The following is a 21922-nucleotide window of genomic DNA, read 5'->3' as shown; positions in this document are numbered from 1 at the left end:
GACCGCGTGTGCATTTATGCAGATGCGCTCTGCACTAATGGCCGTTGAGGCCCAGGGCGGGAGCGTCCATACTCATGGGTAATGACGCCATGTGCCCTACATCACTGGCGTCCTCAGCCCAATGGTCCACAGGGTGTCGACGGAGACACCGAAGGAGTCACAATGAGTACGGACAACGCCGCAAGGCGCGCTGAAGAAACGGACGTCAAATCGTCCGGCCTGAAGAAGGTAGTAACGGCCTCCATGGCCGGCACGGTGGTGGAGTGGTATGAATTCTTCCTTTACGCCTCCGCCGCCACCCTGGTCTTCGGCAAGCTGTTCTTCCCCAATTCGGGTACGGAACTGGACGGCATTATCGCCGCGTTCCTCACCTACGCTGTCGGCTTCGTTGCCCGCCCGATCGGCGGTATTGTCTTCGGCCACTTCGGCGACAAGTTCGGCCGCAAGCAGCTGCTCCAGGTCAGCATCCTGCTGGTGGGCGTTTCCACCTTCCTGATGGGCTGCCTGCCGACTTTCCAGCAGATCGGCTACTGGGCCCCGGCGCTGCTGGTCTTCCTGCGCTTCGCCCAGGGCTTCGCCGTCGGCGGTGAATGGGGCGGCGCCGTCCTCCTCGTCGCCGAGCACAGCCCCAGCAAGTCCCGCGGCTTCTGGGCCAGCTGGCCGCAGTCCGCCGTTCCGCTCGGCAACCTGCTGGCGACCGCCGTGCTGTTCACGCTCTCCTCCCTGCTGTCCTCCGCCGACTTCCTTAGCTGGGGCTGGCGCGTTGCCTTCTGGCTCTCCGCCGTGATCGTGCTGGTCGGCTACTACATCCGCACCAAGGTCAAGGACGCCCCCATCTTCCTGGAGGCCCAAAAAGAAGTGGCCCTGGAGAACAAGGGTTACGGCGTGGCCGAGGTCTTCCGCCGCTACCCGCGCGGCGTCTTCACCGCCATGGGCCTGCGCTTCGCCGAGAACATCCTCTACTACCTCGTGGTCACCTTCTCCATCACCTACCTGAAGGTCGTCGTCCAGACGGACACCTCGCGAATCCTGCTGCTGCTGCTCGTGGCGCACATCGTCCACTTCGCCGTGATCCCGATGGTCGGCAAGCTCTCGGACAACGTCGGCCGCAAACCGGTCTACATGGCCGGCGCCATCCTTGGCGGAACGTGGGGCTTCTTCGCCTTCCCGATGATGGACACCAAGAATGACTTCATGATCCTTGCCGCCGTCATCATCGGCCTGCTGTTCCACTCCCTGATGTACGCCGGCCAGCCGGCGCTCATGGCCGAGATGTTCCCGACCCGGATGCGCTACTCCGGTGTCTCGCTGGGCTACCAGGTCACCTCGATTGTGGCCGGTTCGCTGGCCCCGATCATCGCCGTCGCCCTGCTCAGCCAGTACAAGTCGTCCGTCCCGGTCGCCATCTACCTGCTCGGCGCCTGTGTGGTCACGATGGTTGCGGTGTTCTTCCTGAAGGAAACCCGCGGTATCTCGCTCCGTGACGTCGATGCCGCCGACGCCCAGGGCACCGCTGACCTCCTGGCCGCCGCCAAGCGGTAATCCTCTCCCAGGCGAAACCCGTTTGGGGGCAGACTGCCCGGATCCGCGCACCGTGCGGACCCGGGCAGTCTGCGTTAACGCGGCCTGCCTTGGATCAGCTGCGCTGGCACCGCCTCAGGCGGACAGCACATCCTGCCGCTCCCGGATTTCGCCGCGGATCGCCTCCAGCACGGCACGGACCGGGGCCGAACGCAGCGCCTCGGGCCGGGCCACAGCCCAGATCGGCAGCTGGCGCTGGAAGTCGTCCGGCAGCACGGGCAGGAAGCCCGGCCGGCCCGCCACGAGGAAATTGGGGAGCAGGCCTATCCCGGCGCCCCGCCGGACGGCCTCCAGCTGGGCGAAGACGCTTGTGGCCTGGAAGCTGGACCGCGGCACCGGCAGCTGGGTTGAACGGTGGCCCAGCTCTGCGACCTGCAGCGCCGATTCCACGTAGGAGACAAAGCCGTGCCGCCCGACGTCGTCGAGCGTTGCCGGAAGCCCGTGCTCCTGCGCATAGCCGGGACTGGCGTACAGCCTGAGGAAATAGTTGCTCAGGAAGATGGCGCGGGCGGTGGTGGTGTCCATGTTGCCCACCACCACTTCCAGGTCCACGCCGGAGCGGTTTTGGCTGACCTTGCGGGTGGCGCTGAGCAGTTCGACGTTGAGCAGCGGATTCGCCCGCTGCAGCCGCACGAGGGCCGGGGCCAGGAATTCGGCACCGAAGCCGTCCGGGGTGCTGATCCGGACCAGGCCGGAGACCACATCGCCGGAGCGGGCAATGCTGCTGGAGAGGGCAGCGAGAGTGCCCTCGATGGCTTCCGCCGCCGCGACCGCCTGGCTGCCGAGTTCGGTCAGCTCCCAGCCGTGCGGGCTGCGTTCGAGCGTCCGGCCGCCGAGCTGTTTGTCGAGGGCCAGGACGCGGCGGGAAATGGTGGTGTGGGTGGTGCCGAGCGTCTCGGCCACGGCGTTGAACCGGCCCAGCCGTGCCACGGTCAGCAGGATCAGCAGGTCGTCGGGGCTCGGAAGCCGGCGCAAGTCCACTCTTGTCCCCTCTGCAGCGAGTGCGTCATCAACGGATACGGGGAACCGCCACCGCCGGTGTGCATCTGTGCACATGGCATCTGTGATTTTTTCCCTTGATTGCACTCTATCAGCGGTGTGATGCTGGACACTGGGACGCCGGGTTTCGGCCTTCAGGTCGGAGCGCCCGGCAGCACATCAAGCAAAGGAGCTTAAGCCATGGCAGTCATCGCCTGGATCGGACTCGGAAACATGGGCGGATCCATGTCCGTCAACCTCTCAAACGCCGGACATGAGGTCCGCGGCTTCGACCTCAACACCGCAGCCGTTGCTGCCGCCGGGGCCGGGGGAGTCAAAGCAGCCGGCAGCATCGCCGAGGCCGTCGCCGGCGCCGACGTCGTCTTCACCATGCTCCCCAAGGGCGAGCACGCCCGCGCCGTGTACCTGGGCGAGGACGGCGTCCTGGCCCACGCGGACACCCGCACCCTGCTGGTGGACTCCTCCACGATCGACATTGCCTCCGCGCAGGCCCTGCACGACGCCGCCGCTGCCGCTGGCTTCCGCTTTGTCGACGCGCCCGTCTCGGGCGGCATGAGCGGCGCGAAGGCCGCCACCCTGACGTTCATGATCGGTGGTGAGGCCGGAGCCGTTGCCGAGGCCACCGAATATATCCGCCCCATGGCGGCGAACATCATCCCCACCGGCGGCGCCACCACCGGCCAGGCCGCGAAGATCTGCAACAACCTCATGCTCTTCATCAACCTCGCCTCCACCGCCGAGGGCGCGGTCCTCGCCGACCGGCTCGGTCTGGACAAGCAGGTCTTCTGGGACATCGCGTCGGTCTCCTCCGGCGACAGCTGGGCGCTGCGCACCTGGTACCCCGTGGCCGGCGTCGTGCCCACCGCCGCGTCCAACAACGACTTCGCCCCGACGTTCACCACCGAACTGGCCAACAAGGACATCGGCCTGGCCATCAGCGCCGCGCGGGATACCGGCACCCCGCTGGAACTCGGCGAGCACGTCCAGCAGCTCTTCCAGCGGCTCATCGACTCCGGCCAGTCCGGCCAGGACTGCTCGATGATCGTCAAGCTCGTCGACGGCACCCTCGAGTCCGCCAACTAGCCCCTCACGGCCCTGCCCTACACGGCCCTGCCCTTCACGAAAGAGACCCACCCATGGAACGCATTCCGCACTTCATCAACGGCGCCCTGATTGCCGACGCCGAGCGCTTCGGCCCCGTGTTCAACCCGGCCACCGGCGAGCAGGAGAAAGAGGTCGCCCTGGCCTCCGCCGCCCGCGTCGAGGAGGCCGTCGAGGCCGCCCGCGCCGCCCTGCCCGGCTGGCGCGCCACGAGCCTGGCCAGGCGCACCGCCATCTTCTTCAAGGTCCGTGAACTGCTCATGCAGCGCCGGCCCGAACTCGCGGCCCTGCTCACCAGCGAGCACGGCAAGGTCCTCTCGGACGCGGAAGGTGAAATCACCCGCGGCCTGGAGAACATCGAATTCGCCACCGGCCTCTCCCACATGCTCAAAGGCGAGCGCTCCGAGCAGGTCTCCGGCGGCGTCGATGTCCACTCGGTCCGCCAGCCGGTCGGCGTCGTCGCCTGCATCACGCCGTTCAACTTCCCCGCCATGGTGCCGCTGTGGATGATCGGGAGCGCCCTGGCCTGCGGGAACACCGTGCTGCTCAAGCCGAGTGAAAAGGACCCGTCCTCCGCCATCTTCATCGCCGAGGTCTTCGCTGAGGCCGGCCTGCCGCCAGGGGTGCTCAACGTGGTCCACGGCGACAAGGAAGCCGTCGATGTCCTGCTGGAACACCCGGCGGTCAAGGCCATCAGCTTTGTCGGCTCGACGCCGATCGCGCAGTCCATCTACAAGCGCGCCGCCGATCACGGCAAGCGCGTCCAGGCCCTGGGCGGGGCGAAGAACCACATGGTGGTCCTGCCGGACGCGGACCTCAACATGGCTGCGGACGCCGCCGTCTCGGCCGCCTACGGCTCCGCCGGGGAGCGCTGCATGGCAGTCAGCGTCCTCGTCGCGGTCGGCAGCATCGCCGACGACCTCGTGGAGGCGATCAGCACCCGCATGGCTGCCCTCACGATCGGTCCGGGCACGGACCCGGCCTCCCAGATGGGTCCGCTCATCACGGCCGAGCACCGCGACAAGGTGGCCTCCTACGTTGCCGGCGCGGCCAACGAGGGCGCCACCGTGGTGGTGGACGGCCGCGAACACGAATTCGACTCCAAGGGCTTCTTCATCGGCGTGAGCCTGATCGACCACGTCAAGCCCGGAATGAAGGTCTACGACGACGAGATCTTCGGCCCCGTCCTCTCCGTGGTCCGCGTCGAGACCTACGCCGACGCCGTGAAGCTGGTCAACGACAACGAGTTCGGCAACGGCGTGGCCATCTTCACCCGGGACGGCGGCGCCGCCCGCCAGTTCGAGTTCGACGTCGAGGCCGGCATGGTGGGCGTCAATGTGCCCATCCCGGTGCCGGTGGGCACTTTCTCCTTCGGCGGCTGGAAGAATTCGCTGTTCGGCGACACCCACATGTACGGCCCGGAAAGCATCCGCTTCTACACCCGCGGCAAGGTGGTCACCACCCGCTGGCCGGACCCGTCCACCTCGGTGATCGACCTCGGCTTCCCCCAGGTCGACTGAGGCGTCCCCCTCGTCCAAGCAACGCGGGGTCACTTCGCGCCCATCCGGCACCGGATCATGGGCCGTAAGTGACCCCGCGTTGCTTTAGGGGCGGGGATTAGAGTAGGCACGCAGGGACAGCCAGGATCCGGGAGGCACCATGACCACCCTCGTCAACCGTCCCAACACGGCATTGCTCGTCGTCGATATGCAGGTCGGCGTCGTCGCTGGGGCCTACCGCCGCGACGACGTCGTCGCAACCATCGCCGCGCTCGTGGATAAGGCCCGCGACGCCGGGGTGGACGTCGTCTGGGTGCAGCACAGCGGCGAGGACCTGCCGCGCGGCAGCGACGGCTGGCAGTATGTGCCGGAGCTCGCGCGCCGCAGTTCGGAGCCGCTCGTGGCCAAGGAGTACAGCGACGCCTTCGAGGCCACCGACCTGGAATCCGTGCTGGCCGGGCGCGGCATCGGGCGCTTCTTCCTGGCTGGTGCGCAGACCGACGAGTGCATCCGCTCGACCCTGCACGGCGCGATCACCCGGGGCTACGACGTCACGCTGGTCGCCGACGCCCACACCACCGAGGACCTGACCGAATATGGCGCCCCGCCGCCGGCTCTGGTGGTGGCGCACACCAATCTGTACTGGCAGTACCACAGGGCGCCGGGGCGGACGGCGGGTACCGTCAACGCGGCCGACGTCGAGTTCGCAGGCACTGCATGATCCTAGCCCTTCGCGACCCTAGCCCTTCATGATTTCCGCGCGCTGGGCCATGTAGTCCTCCATGGACAGCTTGCCGTCGGTGTACTGCTGGTCGAGTTCGGCGAGCTTGCGGGCCCGGTAGCCCTGCCCAGCCGACGGCGGCGGGGGCGACTGCGGCGCCTGCGCCTGTCCCGCGCCCGGCGCCGGTTCGTGCCGCTGCGGTTGCGGCGGGTTGTTCAGGTACTCGGGGCTGTCCTCGTACGGGACGGGGGACTGGTAGCCGGCCGGGTTCGGGTACTGCTGGCCGGGGTACGGCTGGTTCGGGAACGGCTGGTCCGGAAACCGGGGACTGGGGTGCTGCGGGTTCGGGTACTCCGCGTTCGGGTATTGCGGGTTGGGATACGGTTCGTTGGCCGGGCCCGGCTGCTTCGGGCCGCCCAGCTGGCCGAAGCCGCCGAAGTAGTCCTGCTGGGTGTAGCCATCCCGCGGCTGGTTGCCCTGGCCGGGATTGTTCTGCCTGCCCGGGAACCGGCCGAACTGTCCCGGCCTGCCCTGGTTCCGGCCGCGGGCAGACCTGCGGTAGAGGCGCATCGCCACGGGAATCAGGAAGGACAACACGATGATCCAGAAGAACATACTGCTCACGGTACTGGGCCTTTCAGCTGCTGGGCCTTCTCATCTGCGGGCTCATCTGTAGGGCCGGAGAAGTGTTCCTCCAGCTTATGCCCCGCAGGCTCAGGACCGCACCGCGTCCTCGGCGCCGGGCGGGCCTTCGCCGGAACCAAGCGGAACGCCGGGACCGAACACCGGGCCGGCCAGCGGCCGCTTGGCCGTCATGCCGTCGCCGGAGGAGCGGTGCCGCAGCCGGCGGACCACCCAGGGGACAAAATACTCCCTGGCCCACACCAGGTCCCCGCTGCGCGCCTCGCGCCAACTGCGCTGTGGCAGCGGTTTGGGGGAGAGGGGCTGGAGCGTGTGCTCGACGTTCAGCGAGTCCAGCACCATGGCCGCGATCGTGTGGTGGCCCAGCGGTGAGAAATGCAGCCGGTCGACATTCCACATCTGCGGGTCGTTGAGCTGGCGCAGCGACCACATGTCCGCGATCACGGCGTCGTGGCGCGCGGCGATCGTGCGCAGGTTCTCGTTGTAGATGGCCACCTTGCTGCGGATCCGGCCCAGCACCGTGGAGCCGGTATCCGGACCGTTGAACAGGACCACGGTGGCGCCGCCCAGGCTCAGGATCTGTACCACTGAATCCAGCTTTTCGGCCAGCACGTCCGGATCGCCGCCCGGGCGGATGAGGTCGTTCCCGCCTGCGGAGAGCGTGATGAGGTCCGGTTTGAGGGACAGGCAGTGAGCCATTTGCTGGTCCACGATCTGCTGCAGGAGCCGGCCGCGGACGGCCAGGTTCGCGTAGGCGAAGTCGTTGTGCCCACGGCTGAGTTCCTCGGCCACGCGGTCCGCCCAGCCCCGATGGCCGCCCGGACTGGCCGGTTCCGGATCGCCGATGCCCTCCGTGAATGAGTCGCCCATTGCCACATACCGGGTCCACGGGTGGGTCACGGTGTCTGCGGTCGTCTCGGCGGGGGTGTCCGGTGAATTTTCCAGGGGATTGGTATTGCTCACCCCCTTATCCTGCACTGTTCCCGTTAAGCTGCGCCACCGTAATTTGTTACCGCCGGGTAACTGTAAGAATAGTTCCATGACTCATGCTGACGCCTTCCCCGCCCCTGTCGTCCAATGGTCCCAGCCGGAGCAGGAACGGGCCGGCAAGCCGCTTCTTGTCCTGCTGCACGGCTACGGCGCCAACGAACAGGATCTGCTCAGCCTGGCAGGGATGCTGCCGCAGGAATTCGCGGTGGCCTCCCTGCGCGCCCCGATCGCCATGGGACCGGGCTTCACCTGGTTCCCGCTGACAGCGTCCATTGACTATTCGCTCGACGCCGTCAAGGTCGCCGCAGACTACGTTCAGGACTGGCTCGACGGCGTCAAAGCCAACCACCCGTCGGTGACGCTGTTGGGATTCTCGATGGGCATGGCCATGGCCACCACGTTGCTGCGGCAGCGGCCTGCGGACTTTGCCGCCGTCGTCGGGCTCTCCGGGTTTGTCGTCGACGCGGGCGACGACCCCAGCTTCCGCGACGGTGAACTGGACGGCACTGTACCGCTGTTCTGGGGGCGGGACCAGCAGGACCCCGTGATCACCGAGGACAAGATCGACTACACCATCGGCTGGGTGCGCAAGCACGTGAAGCTCACCAAGGTCCTCTACACGGGCATGTGGCACGGCATCAACCAGCAGGAGATCGGCCACGTCTCGGAGTTCCTGACGCACGTGGTGCTCAACTCCAGGAAGTAGGCGCGCCGGGGAAGTGTGCCCCGGGAAGCGGGCGCCGGGCGGGCGGCTAGGCGGCCGGGGGTGCGCTGATCCGCACGGTCCGGCCGTTCACGGTGACGGTGTCGCCGTCGTGCAGCTGGCGGCCCCGGCGCTCGTCGATTTCGCCGTTGACCTTCACCAGCCCGTTCTTGATCAGTTCCGCGGCCTCCACGCCGTCCTCGACCAGATTCGCGAGCTTCAGCAGCTGGCCCAGCCGGATCATGCTGTCGCGGATGGTGATGTCTTCGAATTCCGGATTGCTCATACAAGCAATGATGCCTGACCTAAGGTGGCACCTATGACCCATCACCCCCGTCTTCCGCTGATCGTCGGTCTGCCCATGGCCGTCGCGACGGGACTGTTCATCCCGATCCAGGGCCGGATCAACGGCGCCCTCGGGGCGGCGCTGGGGGACGGAATCGGTGCCGCCGTCGTCAGCTTCAGCACCGGACTGGTGGTCATGACGGTCATTTCCCTGGCTTTGCCCCGGGGCCGGGCAGGGCTGGCGCGGATCCTGCCGGCCGTGCGCGAACGGCAGTTTCCGCCGTACTACGTCCTGGCCGGCTGCATCGGCGCCCTCTTCGTCTTCGCCCAGTCCTTCACCATCGGACTGCTCGGCGTAGCCCTCTTCACGGTGGCCGCCGTGACGGGACAGACCCTCAGCGGCCTGCTGGTGGACCGGATGGGCATCGGACCGGCGGGGAAGAGGCCCATTACCGGCATCCGGGTGCTCGGCAGTGTGCTCACCGTCGCCGCCGTCGCCTGGGCGGTGTCGCCCAGGTTCAGCGCCGGGGATTCCGGGCTGCAGCTGCTGGTTCCCGTGCTGCTTCCGCTTCTGGCCGGTTTCCTGATGAGTTTCCAGCAGGCCATGAACGGCACAGCCACGGTGCACTACGGCACCCCCATCGCCGCGACACTAGTGAACTTCATCGCCGGAGCGGCCCTGCTGTGGGTGGCGTGGCTGATCAAACTCGCGGTGGCCGGGGCCGGCAACCCCCTCCCGGCGCAGTGGTGGTACTACCTTGGCGGCCCGCTCGGCTGCATCTTCATCGGCATCGGCGCCCTCCTCGTCCGCAGCCTGGGCGTCCTGGTCACCGGCCTCGGGATGATCGCCGGCCAGCTGCTGGGGTCCCTCGGACTGGACCTGATTTTGCCGGTGCCCGGAACGGTGATCGCCCTCCCGACGGTCCTCGGCACCATCCTGACGCTCGGCGCCATCGTCCTGGCCACCCTGCCCTGGCCTAAGGGCGCGCTGAAGCGGTAGCGGGCCGGTAGGCTTGGAGTTTGCATCGCACTGTTCGTATCGCAATATCGCTTTGTTCGTATCGTCCCGGCCGGCAACCAGCCGGCGTCCCGGGGCCAACACCACGGACCGCACCCAGCGGCCCTGTAGAAAATTGGAGTTCCCATGGCAGCAAAATCCGTCCTCGACCAGATCATTTCCCTCGCCAAGCGCCGGGGATTCGTTTTCCAGGCCGGTGAAATCTATGGTGGCTCCCGTTCTGCCTGGGACTACGGGCCGCTCGGCGCCGAGCTCAAGGAAAACATCAAGCGCCAGTGGTGGCAGTCCGTGGTCCGCGGCCGCGACGACGTCGTCGGCCTGGATTCCTCCGTCATCCTGCCCCGTCAGGTGTGGGAGGCCTCCGGCCACGTCGATGTGTTCTCCGACCCGCTGGTGGAGTGCCTGTCCTGCCACAAGCGCTACCGCGCGGACCACCTCGAGGAAGAGTACGAGGAGAAGAAGGGCCGTCCCGCCGAGAACGGCCTCAAGGACATCGCCTGCGCCAACTGCGGCACCCGCGGCCAGTGGACTGAGCCCCATGAATTCTCCGGGCTGCTCAAGACCTACCTTGGCCCCGTCGCCAGCGAAGAGGGCCTGCACTACCTGCGGCCCGAAACGGCCCAGGGCATCTTCGTGAACTTCAGCAACGTCCTGACCACCTCGCGGAAGAAGCCGCCCTTCGGCATCGGCCAGATCGGCAAGTCCTTCCGCAACGAGATCACGCCCGGCAACTTCATCTTCCGCACCCGCGAGTTCGAGCAGATGGAGATGGAATTCTTCGTCGAGCCCGGCACCGACGAGCAGTGGCACGAGTACTGGATGAAGGAACGCATGTCCTGGTACACGGGCCTGGGCATCCGCGAAGAGAACCTGCGCTTCTTCGAGCACCCGCTGGACAAGCTCAGCCACTACTCCAAGGGCACCACGGACATCGAATACCGTTTCGGATTCCAGGGCTCGGAGTGGGGCGAACTCGAGGGCATCGCCAACCGCACCGACTTTGACCTCTCCACCCACGCCAAGGCCTCCGGCGCGGACCTGAGCTACTTCAACCAGGCCACTAACGAGCGCTACACCCCGTATGTGATCGAGCCCGCCGCCGGCCTCACCCGTTCGTTCATGGCCTTCATGATCGATGCCTACACCGAGGACGAGGCCCCCAACGCCAAGGGCGGGGTGGACATCCGTACCGTGCTCAAGCTCGATCCGCGCCTGGCGCCGGTGAAGGCGGCCGTGCTGCCGCTGAGCCGCAACGAGGACCTGTCCCCGAAGGCCAAGGACCTCGCAGCGCAGCTGCGCAAGAGCTGGAACATCGAGTTCGACGACGCAGGCGCCATCGGCCGCCGCTACCGCCGCCAGGACGAGATCGGCACCCCGTTCTGCATCACCGTGGACTTCGACACGCTCGAGGACCAGGCCGTCACCATCCGCGAACGCGACACCATGAGCCAGGAACGCGTCTCCCTGGACAAGGTGGAGGGCTACCTGGCCGCACGGCTGATCGGCGCCTGATCGTGGCCATCGCATACCGGGAATGGCGGGAAGGCGACGACCTTGCGCTGCTGGAAATCTGGGGCGGCCCTGAGACCGTCCAGGCCGGACAGTTCCGCGGGACGCTGGCGCCCTCGGGCAATTCCCCGTGGCGCCGCTGCATCGTGGCCGAGGACGTCGTGGACGGTGTCGCCATTCCGGTGGCGGCCGCCGTGGTCCACGAGGCCTCGCTGCACCCCGAACGGCTCTGGGCGTATGTCGAGGTCGCCCGGGACCACCGCCGCGCCGGCCTGGGGTCCACGCTGCTGACCATGCTGCGGCACGAGGCCGCCCAGGCGCCGTCGGGCGTGTCCAGACTCCGCTGCAAAGTGGAGCCTGGCACCCCCGGGGCGGCGTTTGCCGAGGCCGCGGGCCTGGCCCCGATCCAGCGCTCCCGCCTCGTCGTCGTTGACCCTGCCCCGCTTAAGCTGCCGGTGTTCGGCGACGGTTCGGAGTCCGCGGCCACCGACCAGGTCGAGGACCTGGCCACGGGCTCGGTGGAGCTCAGCGACGTCGTGGGACGCTACTACACAGCCGTGCACGGCTGGGACAGCCCGGGGGAGCTCAGCGTCGCCGCGGTGCAGCGCCTGTTCCTCGATGACCTCAGCGGCGCCCACGGGGCGATCGTGCTGCGGGCGCCCAAGGCCAGTGCCTTCGGGCACGGCATCGCGGCCAGCCGCAAGGGCCGGCTGGAGGGGTTCGCCATCAGCTACGCCCAGGGAATTCCGGGGGCGGACGCCGGCGCCGATGCCGGTGCCGGCGGTGCGGCCTCGACCACGGAGCCTACTGAGGTGTTCCTCGGGCACGAGCCCAAGCTCGGCGCGGACGAGGCCGAGGCCGCCGTCCGGGACCTCTTGGCCCTGATCGCCTACCAGCACCCGGTGATGCTCGAACTGGACGACGCCATGACCGCGCTGCGCACCGTCGTCGAACCGCTGCTCGAGAGCGGCAAGGCCCATGTCCAGGGCTCGGAAACGCTCGTCGTCTCCGACCCGGCCTAGGCCTTAACCCGACTGACCCGCAGCTGTGGCCGTAACGAAGCTTGATAACGGCCGCAGCTGCGGGTCAGTCTGCGTTAAGACACAGATGTTTGGGGGCGCAGTTATTTGGGCATCACCGGCGGCACGAAGTCGAAGGTCATGCCCAGCAGCCAGACGAGTAGCAGGACCACGGGCAGGTGGAAGACGAACTGCAGGAAGGTGAAGCCCACCAGGTCCCGGGCGCGCAGCCTCAGCACCGCGAGCAGCGGCAGCATGAAGAACGGGTTGACCAGGTTCGGCAGCGCCTCGGCGATGTTGTAGATCTGCACGGTCCAGCCGAGGTTCATCTGCACGTCGGTGGCCGACTGCATCACGTAGGGCGCTTCCACCAGCCATTTTCCGCCCCCGGAGGGGACCAGGATGCCCAGTACAGCCGTGTACAGGGCAATGACGACGGCGAAGCCCCCGCCGCTGCCGATGTCCGAGAAGAACGCCGCGAGGTGTGTGGAGAGGCTCATGCCGCCGGTTCCCGTGGCCTTGGTCAGGATGGCCGCCATCGCCGCGTACAGCGGGAACTGCACGAGGATTCCGGCGGTGGCCGGGACGGCCTTCGTCACGGCCTGCAGGAAGTTCCGCGGCGTCCCGTGCAGGACCAGGCCCAGGATGAGGAACACCAGCAGGTAGCCGTTGAGGCTGCTGACCACGCTGAGGAACGGCTTGGTGAGGAACTGCGAGACGAGCCAGCCGAGCGTGAGGACGCCCGCCAGGATCGGCAGGACCCGGCTGTATTCGAGCCATTCGCCCGGCCGGGAACGCGGCGCGGACCCGGCCGGCTCATCGTCCAGGTCCACGCCCAGGTCCTCCGCGGTGCGGATCGAGCCGCCCTGGGGCGCGGAGAAGTGCGCAATCACGGTGGTCAGGGCCATCAGGATGGCCAGCGTCAGCAGCGACTGCCAGGTAAAGATCGTGGTGCCGAAGTCCAGGATGCCCGTGATCTTCAGCAGCGCCGGCGGCAGCGATGCGGCCGTGGCCTGCAGCTGCGCGGCAGAGGAGGACAGCCCCAGGGCCCAGACGGCGCCGAGGCCCATGAACGCCGCCGCGCCCAGGGCACGGTAATCCACCGTCAGGTCCTTGCGGCGGGCAATCGCGCGGGCCAGCAGCCCGCCGAAAATCAGGCTGAGCCCCCAGTTGAGGAAGGACACGGACATGGCGAGCACCGCCACGAAGCTCACCGCGGTCCGCGCGGTTGACGGCACCAGCGCCAGCCTGTTGATCAGCTTCGCCACGGGCGGGGAGGTGGCGACGACGTAGCCGGTGAGGACCACCATGGCCATCTGCAGGGTGAAGGCCGTCAGGTCCCAGAAGCCGTTGCCGAACGAGTCGGCGATTGCCTGGGGCGTGGCGCCGATGGCGAGTGCGGCCACCGCGATGATGACGACGCCTGCGAGGGCGAAGATGTAGGCGTCCGGGAACCACCGCTCCGTCCACGCCGCCATTCGTTGGGCTATCCGTGCGAGACCGCGTTCTTCGGTTCCGCTTTTGGTCACGACTGTGCTTGCCACAGGTGTCCCTCTCCATTGAGTTCTTTTTGTACCCCACGGAGTTTAGTCAAGACGATGGCGGAAGTAGGGCTTATCGGCGCTTGGCACCTGCGCGCCGGGGGCCGTCGGCGTCGTCGAGCCGGCGTCTTTCCTCCTCAGTCGGGGCGCCGCCGCCGAGGCCGGCCGGCATCCACCAGGCCCCGGGGGCCGGTTGCAGGGGGAAATCGGCGATGCCGGCGTCGATTCCGTCCTGCAGGGTCTTGGCCAGGCGCGCCGTCGCGGTCCGGGCGTCGGCGGCCGGGTCCGGGAGCGAGCCGGGAAGGATCGGCTCGCCGACGTGGATGCGGACCGGGGCGCGCCAGGCGCGCCGGGGCGAGAAGGCATGGTGGCGGGTCATCAGCCGGTGGGCGCCCCAGATGGAGACCGGGATGATCGGCACGCCGGCCTCGGCGGCCATCCGCACCGCACCGGTCTTGCATTCGCGCACCGTGAAGCTGCGGCTCACGCCGGCCTCGGGCAGGACGGCGACGTATTCGCCCTCCCTCAGCCGGGCGACGGCGGCGTCGTAGGCGTGTGCTCCCGATCCGTATCCGACCACCACATGACCGGCGGCGCTGACCGCGGGGCCGGCAAACCAGTGGTCGGCGGCGCCCTGCGTGACCAGGAAACGCAGCTGGGCCCGGTTGTGCCACCACAGCAGCATCTCGGCAAAGGCAAAGTCGAGGTAGCCGAAGTGCGTGATCGCGACCACGGCGCCTTCGCCGGGAACCACCGGGCGGGACGGGAGGCGGGTTGATGCGCCGCGGGTTGACGGATCGGGCGGCCCGGACTGCGGCAGGTGCTCCCGCCCCGTGACGAGGACGCGGATCCGGAACAGCCAGCGCAGCGCCAGCCCGGTGTGGACAATGAAACGGTAGAACCGGTCGCTGGGCTCCGGCCGCCACTTCACGGGCCACCAGCCCAGCCCATGCCGGGCACCCCCCGGGCCCCGCACGTCAGTGTCCGCCCACCCGCCGCCGGGGCGGCCAGGGCAGGAAGCCGGAGGTGGATTCGATGTATTCCTTGTACCCGGGACGCGCGGACATTGCCTTTTCTGTCAGCGGCTTCCCGGTCTTGCCGGCGAGCGTCCAGATCATCAGGGCGGGGGAGAGGATAGTTAGGACACCGGGCCAGGAATCGGCCGCCACGAGGAACAGCCCTGCCCAGACGGCGGCGTCGCCGAAATAGTTGGGGTGGCGGGTGTACCGCCACAGGCCGGTGTTGAGGACGGTGCCGCGCCTGGCGGGATCGGCCTTGAACTGCGTCAGCTGCCAGTCCCCGACCGTCTCGAACACGAAGCCAAGGATCCAGAGCAGCACGCCGGCGAACGCCAGCCAGCCCAGGCTTCCCGTGGCGAACATGCCGACCTGGACGGTGAGGGAGACGAAGAACATCACCAGCCCCTGGGGCAGGTAGACCCGCCGCAGGGCATAGACGTTGCGTGATCCGGGCGCCCCGGAAAGCATGTCCACATAGCGCGGGTCCTCGTGGCCGCCGCGCGCGCGTGCCCCGATGTGGACGGCGAGGCGGATGCCCCACACCGCGACCAGGGCAAGCATCAGCAGCCGCCTGCCGGCGTCGCCGTATCCGGCGGAAAGGACCCAGGAGATGCCGGCCACCACTACGAAGCCCAGACCCCAGACGGTGTCGATGACGGAGTGCCGGTTCTGCCGCACGGCGACCGCGAAAGTCACTCCCAGCAGCACCGCGAGTCCCGCGATGACCCAGGGCAGGCTGGCAAGGAAGGCATCGAGCGGGAACGGCGGCATCACAACACCACCGGCATGCGCGTTCCGGCCGCCGGCGGGCCGCCGAGGGCGCTGCGCAATGCGTCCCTGGCGCCGGAGACATCGGCCCCCGTTGCTTCGCTGAAGGCGTCCAGGACGAAGCCGTTCGCCAGCACGTTCCACAGTGCCACCCGGCGGATCATGAAATGGCCGGCCTCCTTGAGCGAGACGTAGTCAACGGACGCGGCGACGCCCTCGGCGCGCCGGGCGTAGTCCAGTGAGTTCGCCGGGCTGGTCCAGCGGTCGTCGGTCCCGTGGACGATCAGGACGCGGCGGCCCGCGACAGGCCGGACCGAAGTCTTGTGGCTCACCCACGGGGCGAGCGCGACGACGGCCTCGACCTGCGGGTCGTCGGCCACGCACAGCGCCGTGAGACCGCCCATGGAGTGGCCCAGCAGGTACACCGGCACGCCGGGATGTTCCTGGCTGATCCGGGCGAGCGCCCAGCGGGCATCATGAACGGGGGACATGTCTTCCCCGTTCCAGCCGCGGTAGCGGTTGCGCAGGGTCCACACGGCCAGCCCGTGCGGGCCGCCCTTCCTGTGCAGCGCCCGGGCGAAGGGCACCATCCGGGCCGGACTCAGGTGCCGGCCGCGGACTGCGTCAAAACTGTCGGCCCGGCCGCCGTGCAGGATCAACACGACTCCGCGGGTCTCCCCGGCGGCTTCGGCGATGGTCAGCACGGCTTTGGCGACGGGCCCGGAACGGCCCGCCTCCGGCTCGCGGTCGTCGAGTTTGCGCATTGCCACGTATGTGTCCTTCCGGTCCTTCGTCCGTCAATTACCAACCATAGGTTGCGGCCCCCTCCCGTCAAGGCCGGTGGTCCCTAATATGGATTCGGAGCCGGCGCCCCCGGTGATGGGTGCGGCTTGCCGTGAACCCTTGACGGGGAAATGCGGGAAGAGTAGGCATGAGCAGGTAAACCTCCGGGCGCCACGCCGGCTGGGAGCGCAGAGGACCGTCCGGTCGAATCTCACGACGAAATCGACGGTATACAAAATGAACGGAACACAGTTCGATAGCCTGCGCGGGCAAGTCCGCGGGCAGATCATCACGCCCGGCGACGCCGGCTACGACGCGGCACGGGCCGTCTTCAACGGCATGATCGATAAGAGGCCGGCAGCGGTGGCCCAGGTATCCCAGGTGGCCGACGTCATCTCCTGCGTCAACTTCGCCCGGGACAACTCCCTGGACCTGGCGGTCCGCGGGGGAGGACACAGCGCCCCGGGCTTTGGCACGTGGGATGACGCCCTGGTCATCGATTTCTCCAAGATGACCGGCGTCCGGGTTAATCCGGCAGCCGCGACGGCGCGCGCGGAGCCGGGTGCGACGTGGGCCGACTTCAACCACGCGACCCATGCCTTCGGGCTGGCAACCCCCGGCGGCATTGTCGGCTCGACCGGCATCGCCGGGCTGACCCTCGGCGGCGGCATTGGATACCTGAGCCGCAAGTATGGCCTCAGCTGCGACAACCTCCTCTCTGCCGACGTCGTCACGGCCGAGGGAAAGTTCCTTACCACCAGCGAAAGCGAGAACGAGGACCTGTTCTGGGCGTTGCGCGGCGGCGGCGGGAACTTCGGCGTCGTAACGTCGTTCGAGTACCGGATGCACCCCGTGGACATGGTCCACGCCGGCATCATCATTTACCCCATCGAGCATGCCGAGACGGTGGCGAGGTTTTACCGGGACCACATGGCCACCGCCCCTGAAGAGTTCGGCGCGTTCCTGGGCTTCCACCAGGGTCCTCCCGTTCCGTTCCTGCCCGAGGAATGGCACGGCAAACCGGTGTGCGTCATCGTCGGCATGTGGACCGGTGATCCGGCGGAAGGTCCGGCACGCTGGCAGCCGTTCCTGGACGCCGCGCCGGCTGCGGGATCCATGGTGGGACCAATGCCGTACCCCGCCTTGAACTCGGCTTTCGACCCGCTGCAGCCCCCCGGCATGCAGGCCTACTGGAAAGCGGATTTTCTGGCGGAGCTCAACGACGGTGCCATCGCTGCGCACATCGAACACGGCAGCAAGGTCCCCAGCGTGCAGACCGCGGTACACCTCTACCCCATCGATGGTGCGGTCCAGCGGGTGGGCGCGACGGACACGGCGTTCGCCAACCGGAACGTGAAGTTTTCGCCCGTGATCGCGGCGCAGTGGATGGACCCCGCGGACAACGAGGCAAACATCGCGTGGGTGCGGGACTACGCGGCCGCCCTGCGGCCCTATTCGGCCCCCGGCGGCTACATCAACTTCATGGACGGCGATGATCTGCCCAGGGTCGCGGAGAACTACGGGGAGAACTACAAGCGGCTGAGGGAGGTCAAAGCCAAATACGATCCGCAGAACCTCTTCCACGTCAACCAGAACATCGCGCCGGCGTAAGCGCGGCGTCATCGGTCCGGAGCGGAACCGCCCACGCCGTAAAGTTTTCGGCATGAGGTTGAACTGCTGATGGGCGCCGGACACTCGCACTCCCACAACGAACATCCGGAGCCGGCGCCTCAAACGCTGGCTGCGCGGAAGAAGGCCAACTGGATCCTGGCTGCCATCCTGATCCCGCTGACGCTGCTGACCCTGGCGGCCATGGCTTTCATGTGGCCGTCGGGAAGCAAGGAAGGCATCACGCTGGCCAGCCCGTACGCGGCGGCCCCGGGGGTGACGTTTGACACCGGCAAGATCCAGCGGGTCGTCGTCGGCAGCTGTTCGGATGTCCAGGCCGGCGGTGAGGCCGCCCAGCAGGGCACCTCCGGTTCCGGCGCCGCGCCGCAGCCCCCGAACGAGGGCTCCCAATGCACGTTCGCCTATACCGAGCCGGACAAGGGCGGCAACCCGGTGAAAGTGGTCATCAACCCTGACATCGCGAAGTCCCACGGGGTGAAGCCCGGGGACGGGATCCGCTACCTGAACCTCTCGAAGGTGCAGGGCGCCGCGGGCCAGGGCGCTCCGGCCTACGTCTTCGTCGACTTTGTCCGGACCCTGCCCATCATCTTCCTGGCCGTGCTCTACGCCTTCGTGGTGATCGCCGTGGCGCGCTGGCGCGGACTGCGGGCCCTGATCGGGCTGGTGGGCGCGTACGTCGTGCTTGTCTCGTTCATGCTGCCCGGACTGGTCGAGGGCAAGCCGCCGCTGCTGCTGGCGCTCGTGGGATCCACGGTGATCATGATCGGGGTGCTCTACTTCGCCCACGGCTTCTCCGCCCGCACGTCGACGGCGCTGCTCGGGACGATGTTCGGACTCGCCATTACGGCGCTGCTGGCGGCCTGGGCCACCGACGCCGCCAACCTCGCCGGGGTGGGCAGCCACGACGCTGCCACACTGACCAACATCTCGGACAACATCTCGATCTCCGGCATCATCTTGTGCGGACTGATCATTTCCGGGCTGGGCGTGCTCAACGACGTCACCATCACGCAGTCCTCGGCCGTCTGGGAACTGTGGGAACTCGCCCCCGAAACCAGCGCCCGGCAGCTCTTCACGTCCGCCATGCGGATCGGCCGGGACCACATCGCCTCCACCGTCTACACCATCGCGTTTGCCTACGCCGGCGCGGCCCTGCCGGTGCTGATCCTGGTCATGCTCTATGAGCGCCCGCTCGGGGACGCCCTGACCAGCGCCGAACTCTCCGAGGAAGTCATCCGCACCCTCGTCGGCTCCGTGGGACTCGTCCTGGCCGTGCCGGTCACCACCCTCATCGCCGTGCTGGTGGTCAAGGCCACCGGCATCAGGGGCGGTGCGGTGGCAAGGGTTGCGCCGGAACGGACCATGCCGGATGCGGGCCGACCGGATGGGGACGCGCCGGATCGGGGCCGGCCGGACCGGACCGCGCCGGATGGGGCCGTGCCGGATGGGGCCGTGCCGGAGTGGGGCGGGTCCGACGGCGCCGGTGCTGCCACGCGCCGCGGGCGGCGGGCCGCACTGCGGGGCTGACGAGGAATCTGCCGGCACCCCGAACGCTGCCAGATCGGGAAGATTTCCACATAGCCGGAGCGGGACCGGGCCGATTTGCCCGTCTTTGAGACAATGGTCGGGTGACTGTTGTAGCAACCCCTCCCGCCCCCAAGCTGGAACTCCCGCCCCTGAAGCTGGGCCCGATCACGGTGGACACCCCCGTGATCCTGGCTCCCATGGCGGGCATCACCAACTCCGCCTTCCGCAGACTGTGCCGTGAATACGGCGGCGGCCTGTATGTGGCGGAGATGGTCACCTCGCGCGCCCTCGTCGAGCGCACGCCGGAGTCGCTGCGCATCATTTCGCACGACGACGACGAGAAAGTCCGTTCCGTCCAGCTGTACGGCGTGGACCCCGTCACCGTCGGCCAGGCCGTGCGGATGCTGGTGGAGGAGGACCGGGCGGACCACATCGACCTCAACTTCGGCTGCCCCGTGCCCAAGGTCACCCGGCGCGGCGGCGGATCGGCCTTGCCGTGGAAGATCGACCTCTTCACCTCGATCGTCCAGACCGCGGTGAAGGAAGCCTCCAAGGGCAATGTCCCGTTGACCATCAAGATGCGCAAGGGCATCGACGAGGACCACCTGACTTACCTCGATGCCGGCCGGATTGCCCGCGATTCCGGTGTCGCAGCCGTCGCCCTTCATGGCCGCACGGCCGCCCAGTTCTATTCCGGCCAGGCCGACTGGTCCGCCATCGCCCGGCTGCGCGAGGCCCTGCCGGACATTCCCGTCCTCGGCAACGGAGATATCTGGTCCGCGGAGGACGCGGTCCGGATGGTCCGCGAAACGGGTGTGGACGGCGTCGTCGTCGGCCGAGGCTGCCAGGGAAGGCCCTGGTTGTTCGGCGACCTCATGGCCGCGTTCGAAGGCAGCGACCAGCGGCACCGGCCGGACCTGCGCCACGTTGCCGAGAGCGTGTACCGGCACGCCGAACTCATGGTCGAGACGTTCGGGGACGAGGGCAAGGCCCTGCGCGAAATCCGCAAGCACATTGCCTGGTACTTCAAGGGCTACGTGGTCGGCAGCGAACTGCGGACCAAGCTGGCGCTCGTCACCAGCCTGGAGGTGCTGCGCGGCACCCTGGACCAGCTGGACCTCGACTCGCCGTATCCCGGAGGCGACGCCGAGGGTCCGCGCGGCCGCGCCGGTTCGCCCAAAAAACCGGCACTGCCAAAGGACTGGCTGCTGAACCGGACGCTGGATGACGCCCAGACCCGCGATATTTCCTTCGCCGAACTGGATGTCTCCGGTGGCTGAGACCCGGACCACTGCGCCCGTCCTGGACGGGTATACCTCCCGCGACTGGGCCCGCTGGGTCGAGGAGCCGCCCAAGAGCACCTACCGCTCGGACTTCGAGCGTGACCGTGCGAGGGTCCTGCACTCCTCGGCGCTGCGCCGGCTCGGCGCGAAGACCCAGGTGGTGGCCCCGGATACTGACGACTTCGTCCGGACCCGGCTCACCCACAGCCTCGAAGTTGCCCAGGTGGGCCGCGAGCTGGGCCGTGCGTTGGGCTGTGACCCCGACGTCGTGGACACCGCATGCCTCAGCCACGACCTCGGCCACCCGCCTTTCGGCCACAATGGCGAAGCCGCCCTCAACGAGGTGGCGCACGGGATCGGCGGCTTCGAAGGCAACGCCCAGACGCTGCGGCTGCTGAGCCGGCTGGAGCCAAAGGTCCTCACCGCCGACGGCCGCCCGGCCGGCCTGAACCTGACCCGGGCCAGCCTCGACGCCGCCGCCAAATACCCGTGGTCCGCTGTAAACGCCCCGGTCATCCACGGGGAGCGGACCAGCAAGTTCGGTGCCTACGAGGACGACCTCCCCATCTTCGACTGGATCCGCGACGGCGCCCCGGAACGCCGGTCCTGCCTCGAAGCGCAGGTCATGGACCTCGCGGACGATATCTCCTACTCGGTGCACGACGTCGAGGACGCGATCGTGGCAGGGCATTTCCAGCTGCGCTGGATGGACAACCCGGACCACCGCGCCCGCGTCGTCGGCTACGCCAAGCAGTGGTACCTGCCGCACAACGATCCCGCCGCGATCGACGCCGCCCTCGCCCGGCTGGAGGCCACGAACGTCTGGGTGCGCGAGGCCGACGGCAGCCGCAAGGCCATGGCGGCGCTCAAGGACATGACCAGCCAGCTGATCGGCCGCTTCTGCCAGAGCGCACTCGAGGCCACCCGCACGGTCTACGGCCCGGAAAACCTGACCCGCTACAACGCGGAGCTGATCGTCCCGGATGAGACCGTCATGGAAATCGCGGTCATGAAGGGCCTGGCCACCACCTTCGTGATGACCACCGAACACCGGCAGCCCATCTACGAGCGCCAGCGCGAGGTCCTGCATGCCCTCGTCACCGCGCTCAGCGCCACGGGGGACCGCCACTTGGAACCGATGTTCGCCGCCGACTGGCTCGACGCGGGCGACGACGCCGCGCGGCTGCGTGTCGTCATCGATCAGGTCGCGTCACTGACGGATGGCTCGGCGCTGGCCATGTACGAGCGTCTCGTGGGCAGCCTTCCGTCGCTGTGGTGAGGGCCACCACGGCCGGCCCGTCGGCG

At 68.1% G+C, this 21922-nt stretch carries 20 protein-coding genes; 12 read left to right on the top strand and 8 right to left on the bottom strand.

The features are described from left to right. Positions 1-162 precede the first annotated feature (162 nt). Entirely contained in the window at positions 163-1542 is a 1380-nt protein-coding gene (locus B5X90_RS07500; RefSeq protein ID WP_079551513.1) for an MFS transporter, read from the top strand. A 114-nt stretch (positions 1543-1656) separates the two neighbouring features. On the opposite strand, the gene B5X90_RS07495 is transcribed toward B5X90_RS07500, so the two are convergent. Next, positions 1657-2556, bottom strand: a complete 900-nt coding sequence (locus tag B5X90_RS07495; protein ID WP_079551511.1) for a LysR family transcriptional regulator — start codon at positions 2554-2556, stop codon at positions 1657-1659. Positions 2557-2760: 204 nt separating this feature from the next. Here B5X90_RS07495 and mmsB point away from each other — a divergent pair, with 204 nt between their 5' ends. The 3 genes from mmsB (at position 2761) to B5X90_RS07480 (ending at position 5901) form a co-directional block, all read left to right on the top strand. Further along, complete coding sequence (gene mmsB, locus B5X90_RS07490) at positions 2761-3663, top strand: 3-hydroxyisobutyrate dehydrogenase (RefSeq protein ID WP_079551509.1); 903 nt, start codon at positions 2761-2763, stop codon at positions 3661-3663. A gap of 53 nt (positions 3664-3716) precedes the next feature. Then, positions 3717-5201, top strand: coding sequence for a CoA-acylating methylmalonate-semialdehyde dehydrogenase (locus tag B5X90_RS07485; RefSeq protein WP_079551507.1), 1485 nt, complete (start codon positions 3717-3719; stop codon positions 5199-5201). Positions 5202-5373: 172 nt separating this feature from the next. Further along, positions 5374-5901, top strand: coding sequence for an isochorismatase family protein (locus tag B5X90_RS07480; protein WP_306292822.1), 528 nt, complete (start codon positions 5374-5376; stop codon positions 5899-5901). An 18-nt stretch (positions 5902-5919) separates the two neighbouring features. Here B5X90_RS07480 and B5X90_RS07475 read toward each other — a convergent pair whose 3' ends face one another. Next, positions 5920-6516 (bottom strand): hypothetical protein, encoded by a 597-nt coding sequence (locus tag B5X90_RS07475; RefSeq protein WP_256860117.1) that lies wholly within the window; start codon positions 6514-6516, stop codon positions 5920-5922. 99 nt (positions 6517-6615) lie between these two features. Further along, positions 6616-7413 (bottom strand): SGNH/GDSL hydrolase family protein, encoded by a 798-nt coding sequence (locus B5X90_RS07470; RefSeq protein ID WP_256860116.1) that lies wholly within the window; start codon positions 7411-7413, stop codon positions 6616-6618. A 169-nt stretch (positions 7414-7582) separates the two neighbouring features. Between B5X90_RS07470 and B5X90_RS07465 the strand changes: the two genes are divergently transcribed. Then, positions 7583-8239: an alpha/beta hydrolase gene (locus tag B5X90_RS07465; protein WP_079551501.1), complete on the top strand. Its 657-nt coding sequence runs from the start codon at positions 7583-7585 to the stop codon at positions 8237-8239. A 46-nt stretch (positions 8240-8285) separates the two neighbouring features. Here B5X90_RS07465 and B5X90_RS07460 read toward each other — a convergent pair whose 3' ends face one another. Further along, entirely contained in the window at positions 8286-8522 is a 237-nt protein-coding gene (locus tag B5X90_RS07460; RefSeq protein WP_018774572.1) for an RNA-binding S4 domain-containing protein, read from the bottom strand. A gap of 33 nt (positions 8523-8555) precedes the next feature. On the opposite strand from B5X90_RS07460, the gene B5X90_RS07455 reads away from it, so the two are divergent. From B5X90_RS07455 to B5X90_RS07445, 3 genes are all read left to right on the top strand, one after another. Continuing rightward, positions 8556-9521 (top strand): DMT family transporter, encoded by a 966-nt coding sequence (locus B5X90_RS07455; RefSeq protein ID WP_079551499.1) that lies wholly within the window; start codon positions 8556-8558, stop codon positions 9519-9521. A gap of 144 nt (positions 9522-9665) precedes the next feature. Beyond that, on the top strand, positions 9666-11051 hold the full coding sequence (locus B5X90_RS07450) for a glycine--tRNA ligase (RefSeq protein ID WP_028278290.1): 1386 nt from the start codon (positions 9666-9668) through the stop codon (positions 11049-11051). A 2-nt stretch (positions 11052-11053) separates the two neighbouring features. Further along, positions 11054-12070, top strand: a complete 1017-nt coding sequence (locus B5X90_RS07445; protein ID WP_079551497.1) for a GNAT family N-acetyltransferase — start codon at positions 11054-11056, stop codon at positions 12068-12070. Between the two features lie 101 nt (positions 12071-12171). Here the strand turns inward: B5X90_RS07445 and B5X90_RS07440 are convergent, their stop codons facing one another. From B5X90_RS07440 to B5X90_RS07425, 4 genes are all read right to left on the bottom strand, one after another. Beyond that, a complete protein-coding gene (locus B5X90_RS07440) occupies positions 12172-13611 on the bottom strand; it encodes a short-chain fatty acid transporter (RefSeq protein ID WP_079551495.1) in 1440 nt (479 codons plus the stop codon). Positions 13612-13681: 70 nt separating this feature from the next. Then, positions 13682-14539: a lysophospholipid acyltransferase family protein gene (locus B5X90_RS07435; RefSeq protein WP_079551493.1), complete on the bottom strand. Its 858-nt coding sequence runs from the start codon at positions 14537-14539 to the stop codon at positions 13682-13684. Between the two features lie 46 nt (positions 14540-14585). After that, positions 14586-15398 carry a DUF1295 domain-containing protein gene (locus B5X90_RS07430; RefSeq protein WP_079551491.1) on the bottom strand — a complete coding sequence of 271 codons (813 nt, stop codon included), beginning with the start codon at positions 15396-15398 and terminating at the stop codon, positions 14586-14588. Further along, the gene (locus B5X90_RS07425; protein ID WP_079551489.1) at positions 15398-16159 is read right to left on the bottom strand and encodes an alpha/beta hydrolase; all 762 of its coding nucleotides are present in this window, start codon (positions 16157-16159) and stop codon (positions 15398-15400) included. The genes B5X90_RS07430 and B5X90_RS07425 overlap by 1 nt, the downstream gene beginning before the upstream one ends. Before the next feature lie 256 nt (positions 16160-16415). Here B5X90_RS07425 and B5X90_RS07420 point away from each other — a divergent pair, with 256 nt between their 5' ends. From B5X90_RS07420 to B5X90_RS07405, 4 genes are all read left to right on the top strand, one after another. Continuing rightward, complete coding sequence (locus B5X90_RS07420) at positions 16416-17789, top strand: FAD-binding oxidoreductase (RefSeq protein ID WP_079551487.1); 1374 nt, start codon at positions 16416-16418, stop codon at positions 17787-17789. 69 nt (positions 17790-17858) lie between these two features. Next, a complete protein-coding gene (locus B5X90_RS07415; RefSeq protein WP_079551484.1) occupies positions 17859-19334 on the top strand; it encodes a YibE/F family protein in 1476 nt (491 codons plus the stop codon). Between the two features lie 101 nt (positions 19335-19435). After that, on the top strand, positions 19436-20614 hold the full coding sequence (dusB, locus tag B5X90_RS07410; protein WP_079551482.1) for a tRNA dihydrouridine synthase DusB: 1179 nt from the start codon (positions 19436-19438) through the stop codon (positions 20612-20614). Beyond that, positions 20598-21896 (top strand): deoxyguanosinetriphosphate triphosphohydrolase, encoded by a 1299-nt coding sequence (locus B5X90_RS07405; RefSeq protein ID WP_079551479.1) that lies wholly within the window; start codon positions 20598-20600, stop codon positions 21894-21896. The genes dusB and B5X90_RS07405 overlap by 17 nt, the downstream gene beginning before the upstream one ends. Positions 21897-21922 lie beyond the last annotated feature (26 nt).

Origin of the sequence: Arthrobacter sp. 49Tsu3.1M3 (assembly GCF_900168135.1) — a bacterium.
Lineage (GTDB): Bacteria > Actinomycetota > Actinomycetes > Actinomycetales > Micrococcaceae > Arthrobacter.
The sequence above is the reverse complement of the archived record's forward strand: the minus strand, read 5'-3'. Positions and strand labels throughout refer to the sequence as shown.

Coding starts and splice junctions, on each gene's coding strand:
- B5X90_RS07500 (WP_079551513.1), top strand. CDS start 163: ATGAGTACGGACAACGCCGCAAGGCGCGCTGAAGAAACGGACGTCAAA.
- mmsB (WP_079551509.1), top strand. CDS start 2,761: ATGGCAGTCATCGCCTGGATCGGACTCGGAAACATGGGCGGATCCATG.
- B5X90_RS07485 (WP_079551507.1), top strand. CDS start 3,717: ATGGAACGCATTCCGCACTTCATCAACGGCGCCCTGATTGCCGACGCC.
- B5X90_RS07475 (WP_256860117.1), bottom strand. CDS start 6,516: ATGTTCTTCTGGATCATCGTGTTGTCCTTCCTGATTCCCGTGGCGATG.
- B5X90_RS07470 (WP_256860116.1), bottom strand. CDS start 7,413: ATGGGCGACTCATTCACGGAGGGCATCGGCGATCCGGAACCGGCCAGT.
- B5X90_RS07465 (WP_079551501.1), top strand. CDS start 7,583: ATGACTCATGCTGACGCCTTCCCCGCCCCTGTCGTCCAATGGTCCCAG.
- B5X90_RS07460 (WP_018774572.1), bottom strand. CDS start 8,522: ATGAGCAATCCGGAATTCGAAGACATCACCATCCGCGACAGCATGATC.
- B5X90_RS07455 (WP_079551499.1), top strand. CDS start 8,556: ATGACCCATCACCCCCGTCTTCCGCTGATCGTCGGTCTGCCCATGGCC.
- B5X90_RS07450 (WP_028278290.1), top strand. CDS start 9,666: ATGGCAGCAAAATCCGTCCTCGACCAGATCATTTCCCTCGCCAAGCGC.
- B5X90_RS07430 (WP_079551491.1), bottom strand. CDS start 15,398: ATGCCGCCGTTCCCGCTCGATGCCTTCCTTGCCAGCCTGCCCTGGGTC.
- B5X90_RS07425 (WP_079551489.1), bottom strand. CDS start 16,159: ATGCGCAAACTCGACGACCGCGAGCCGGAGGCGGGCCGTTCCGGGCCC.
- B5X90_RS07420 (WP_079551487.1), top strand. CDS start 16,416: ATGAACGGAACACAGTTCGATAGCCTGCGCGGGCAAGTCCGCGGGCAG.
- B5X90_RS07415 (WP_079551484.1), top strand. CDS start 17,859: ATGGGCGCCGGACACTCGCACTCCCACAACGAACATCCGGAGCCGGCG.
- B5X90_RS07405 (WP_079551479.1), top strand. CDS start 20,598: ATGTCTCCGGTGGCTGAGACCCGGACCACTGCGCCCGTCCTGGACGGG.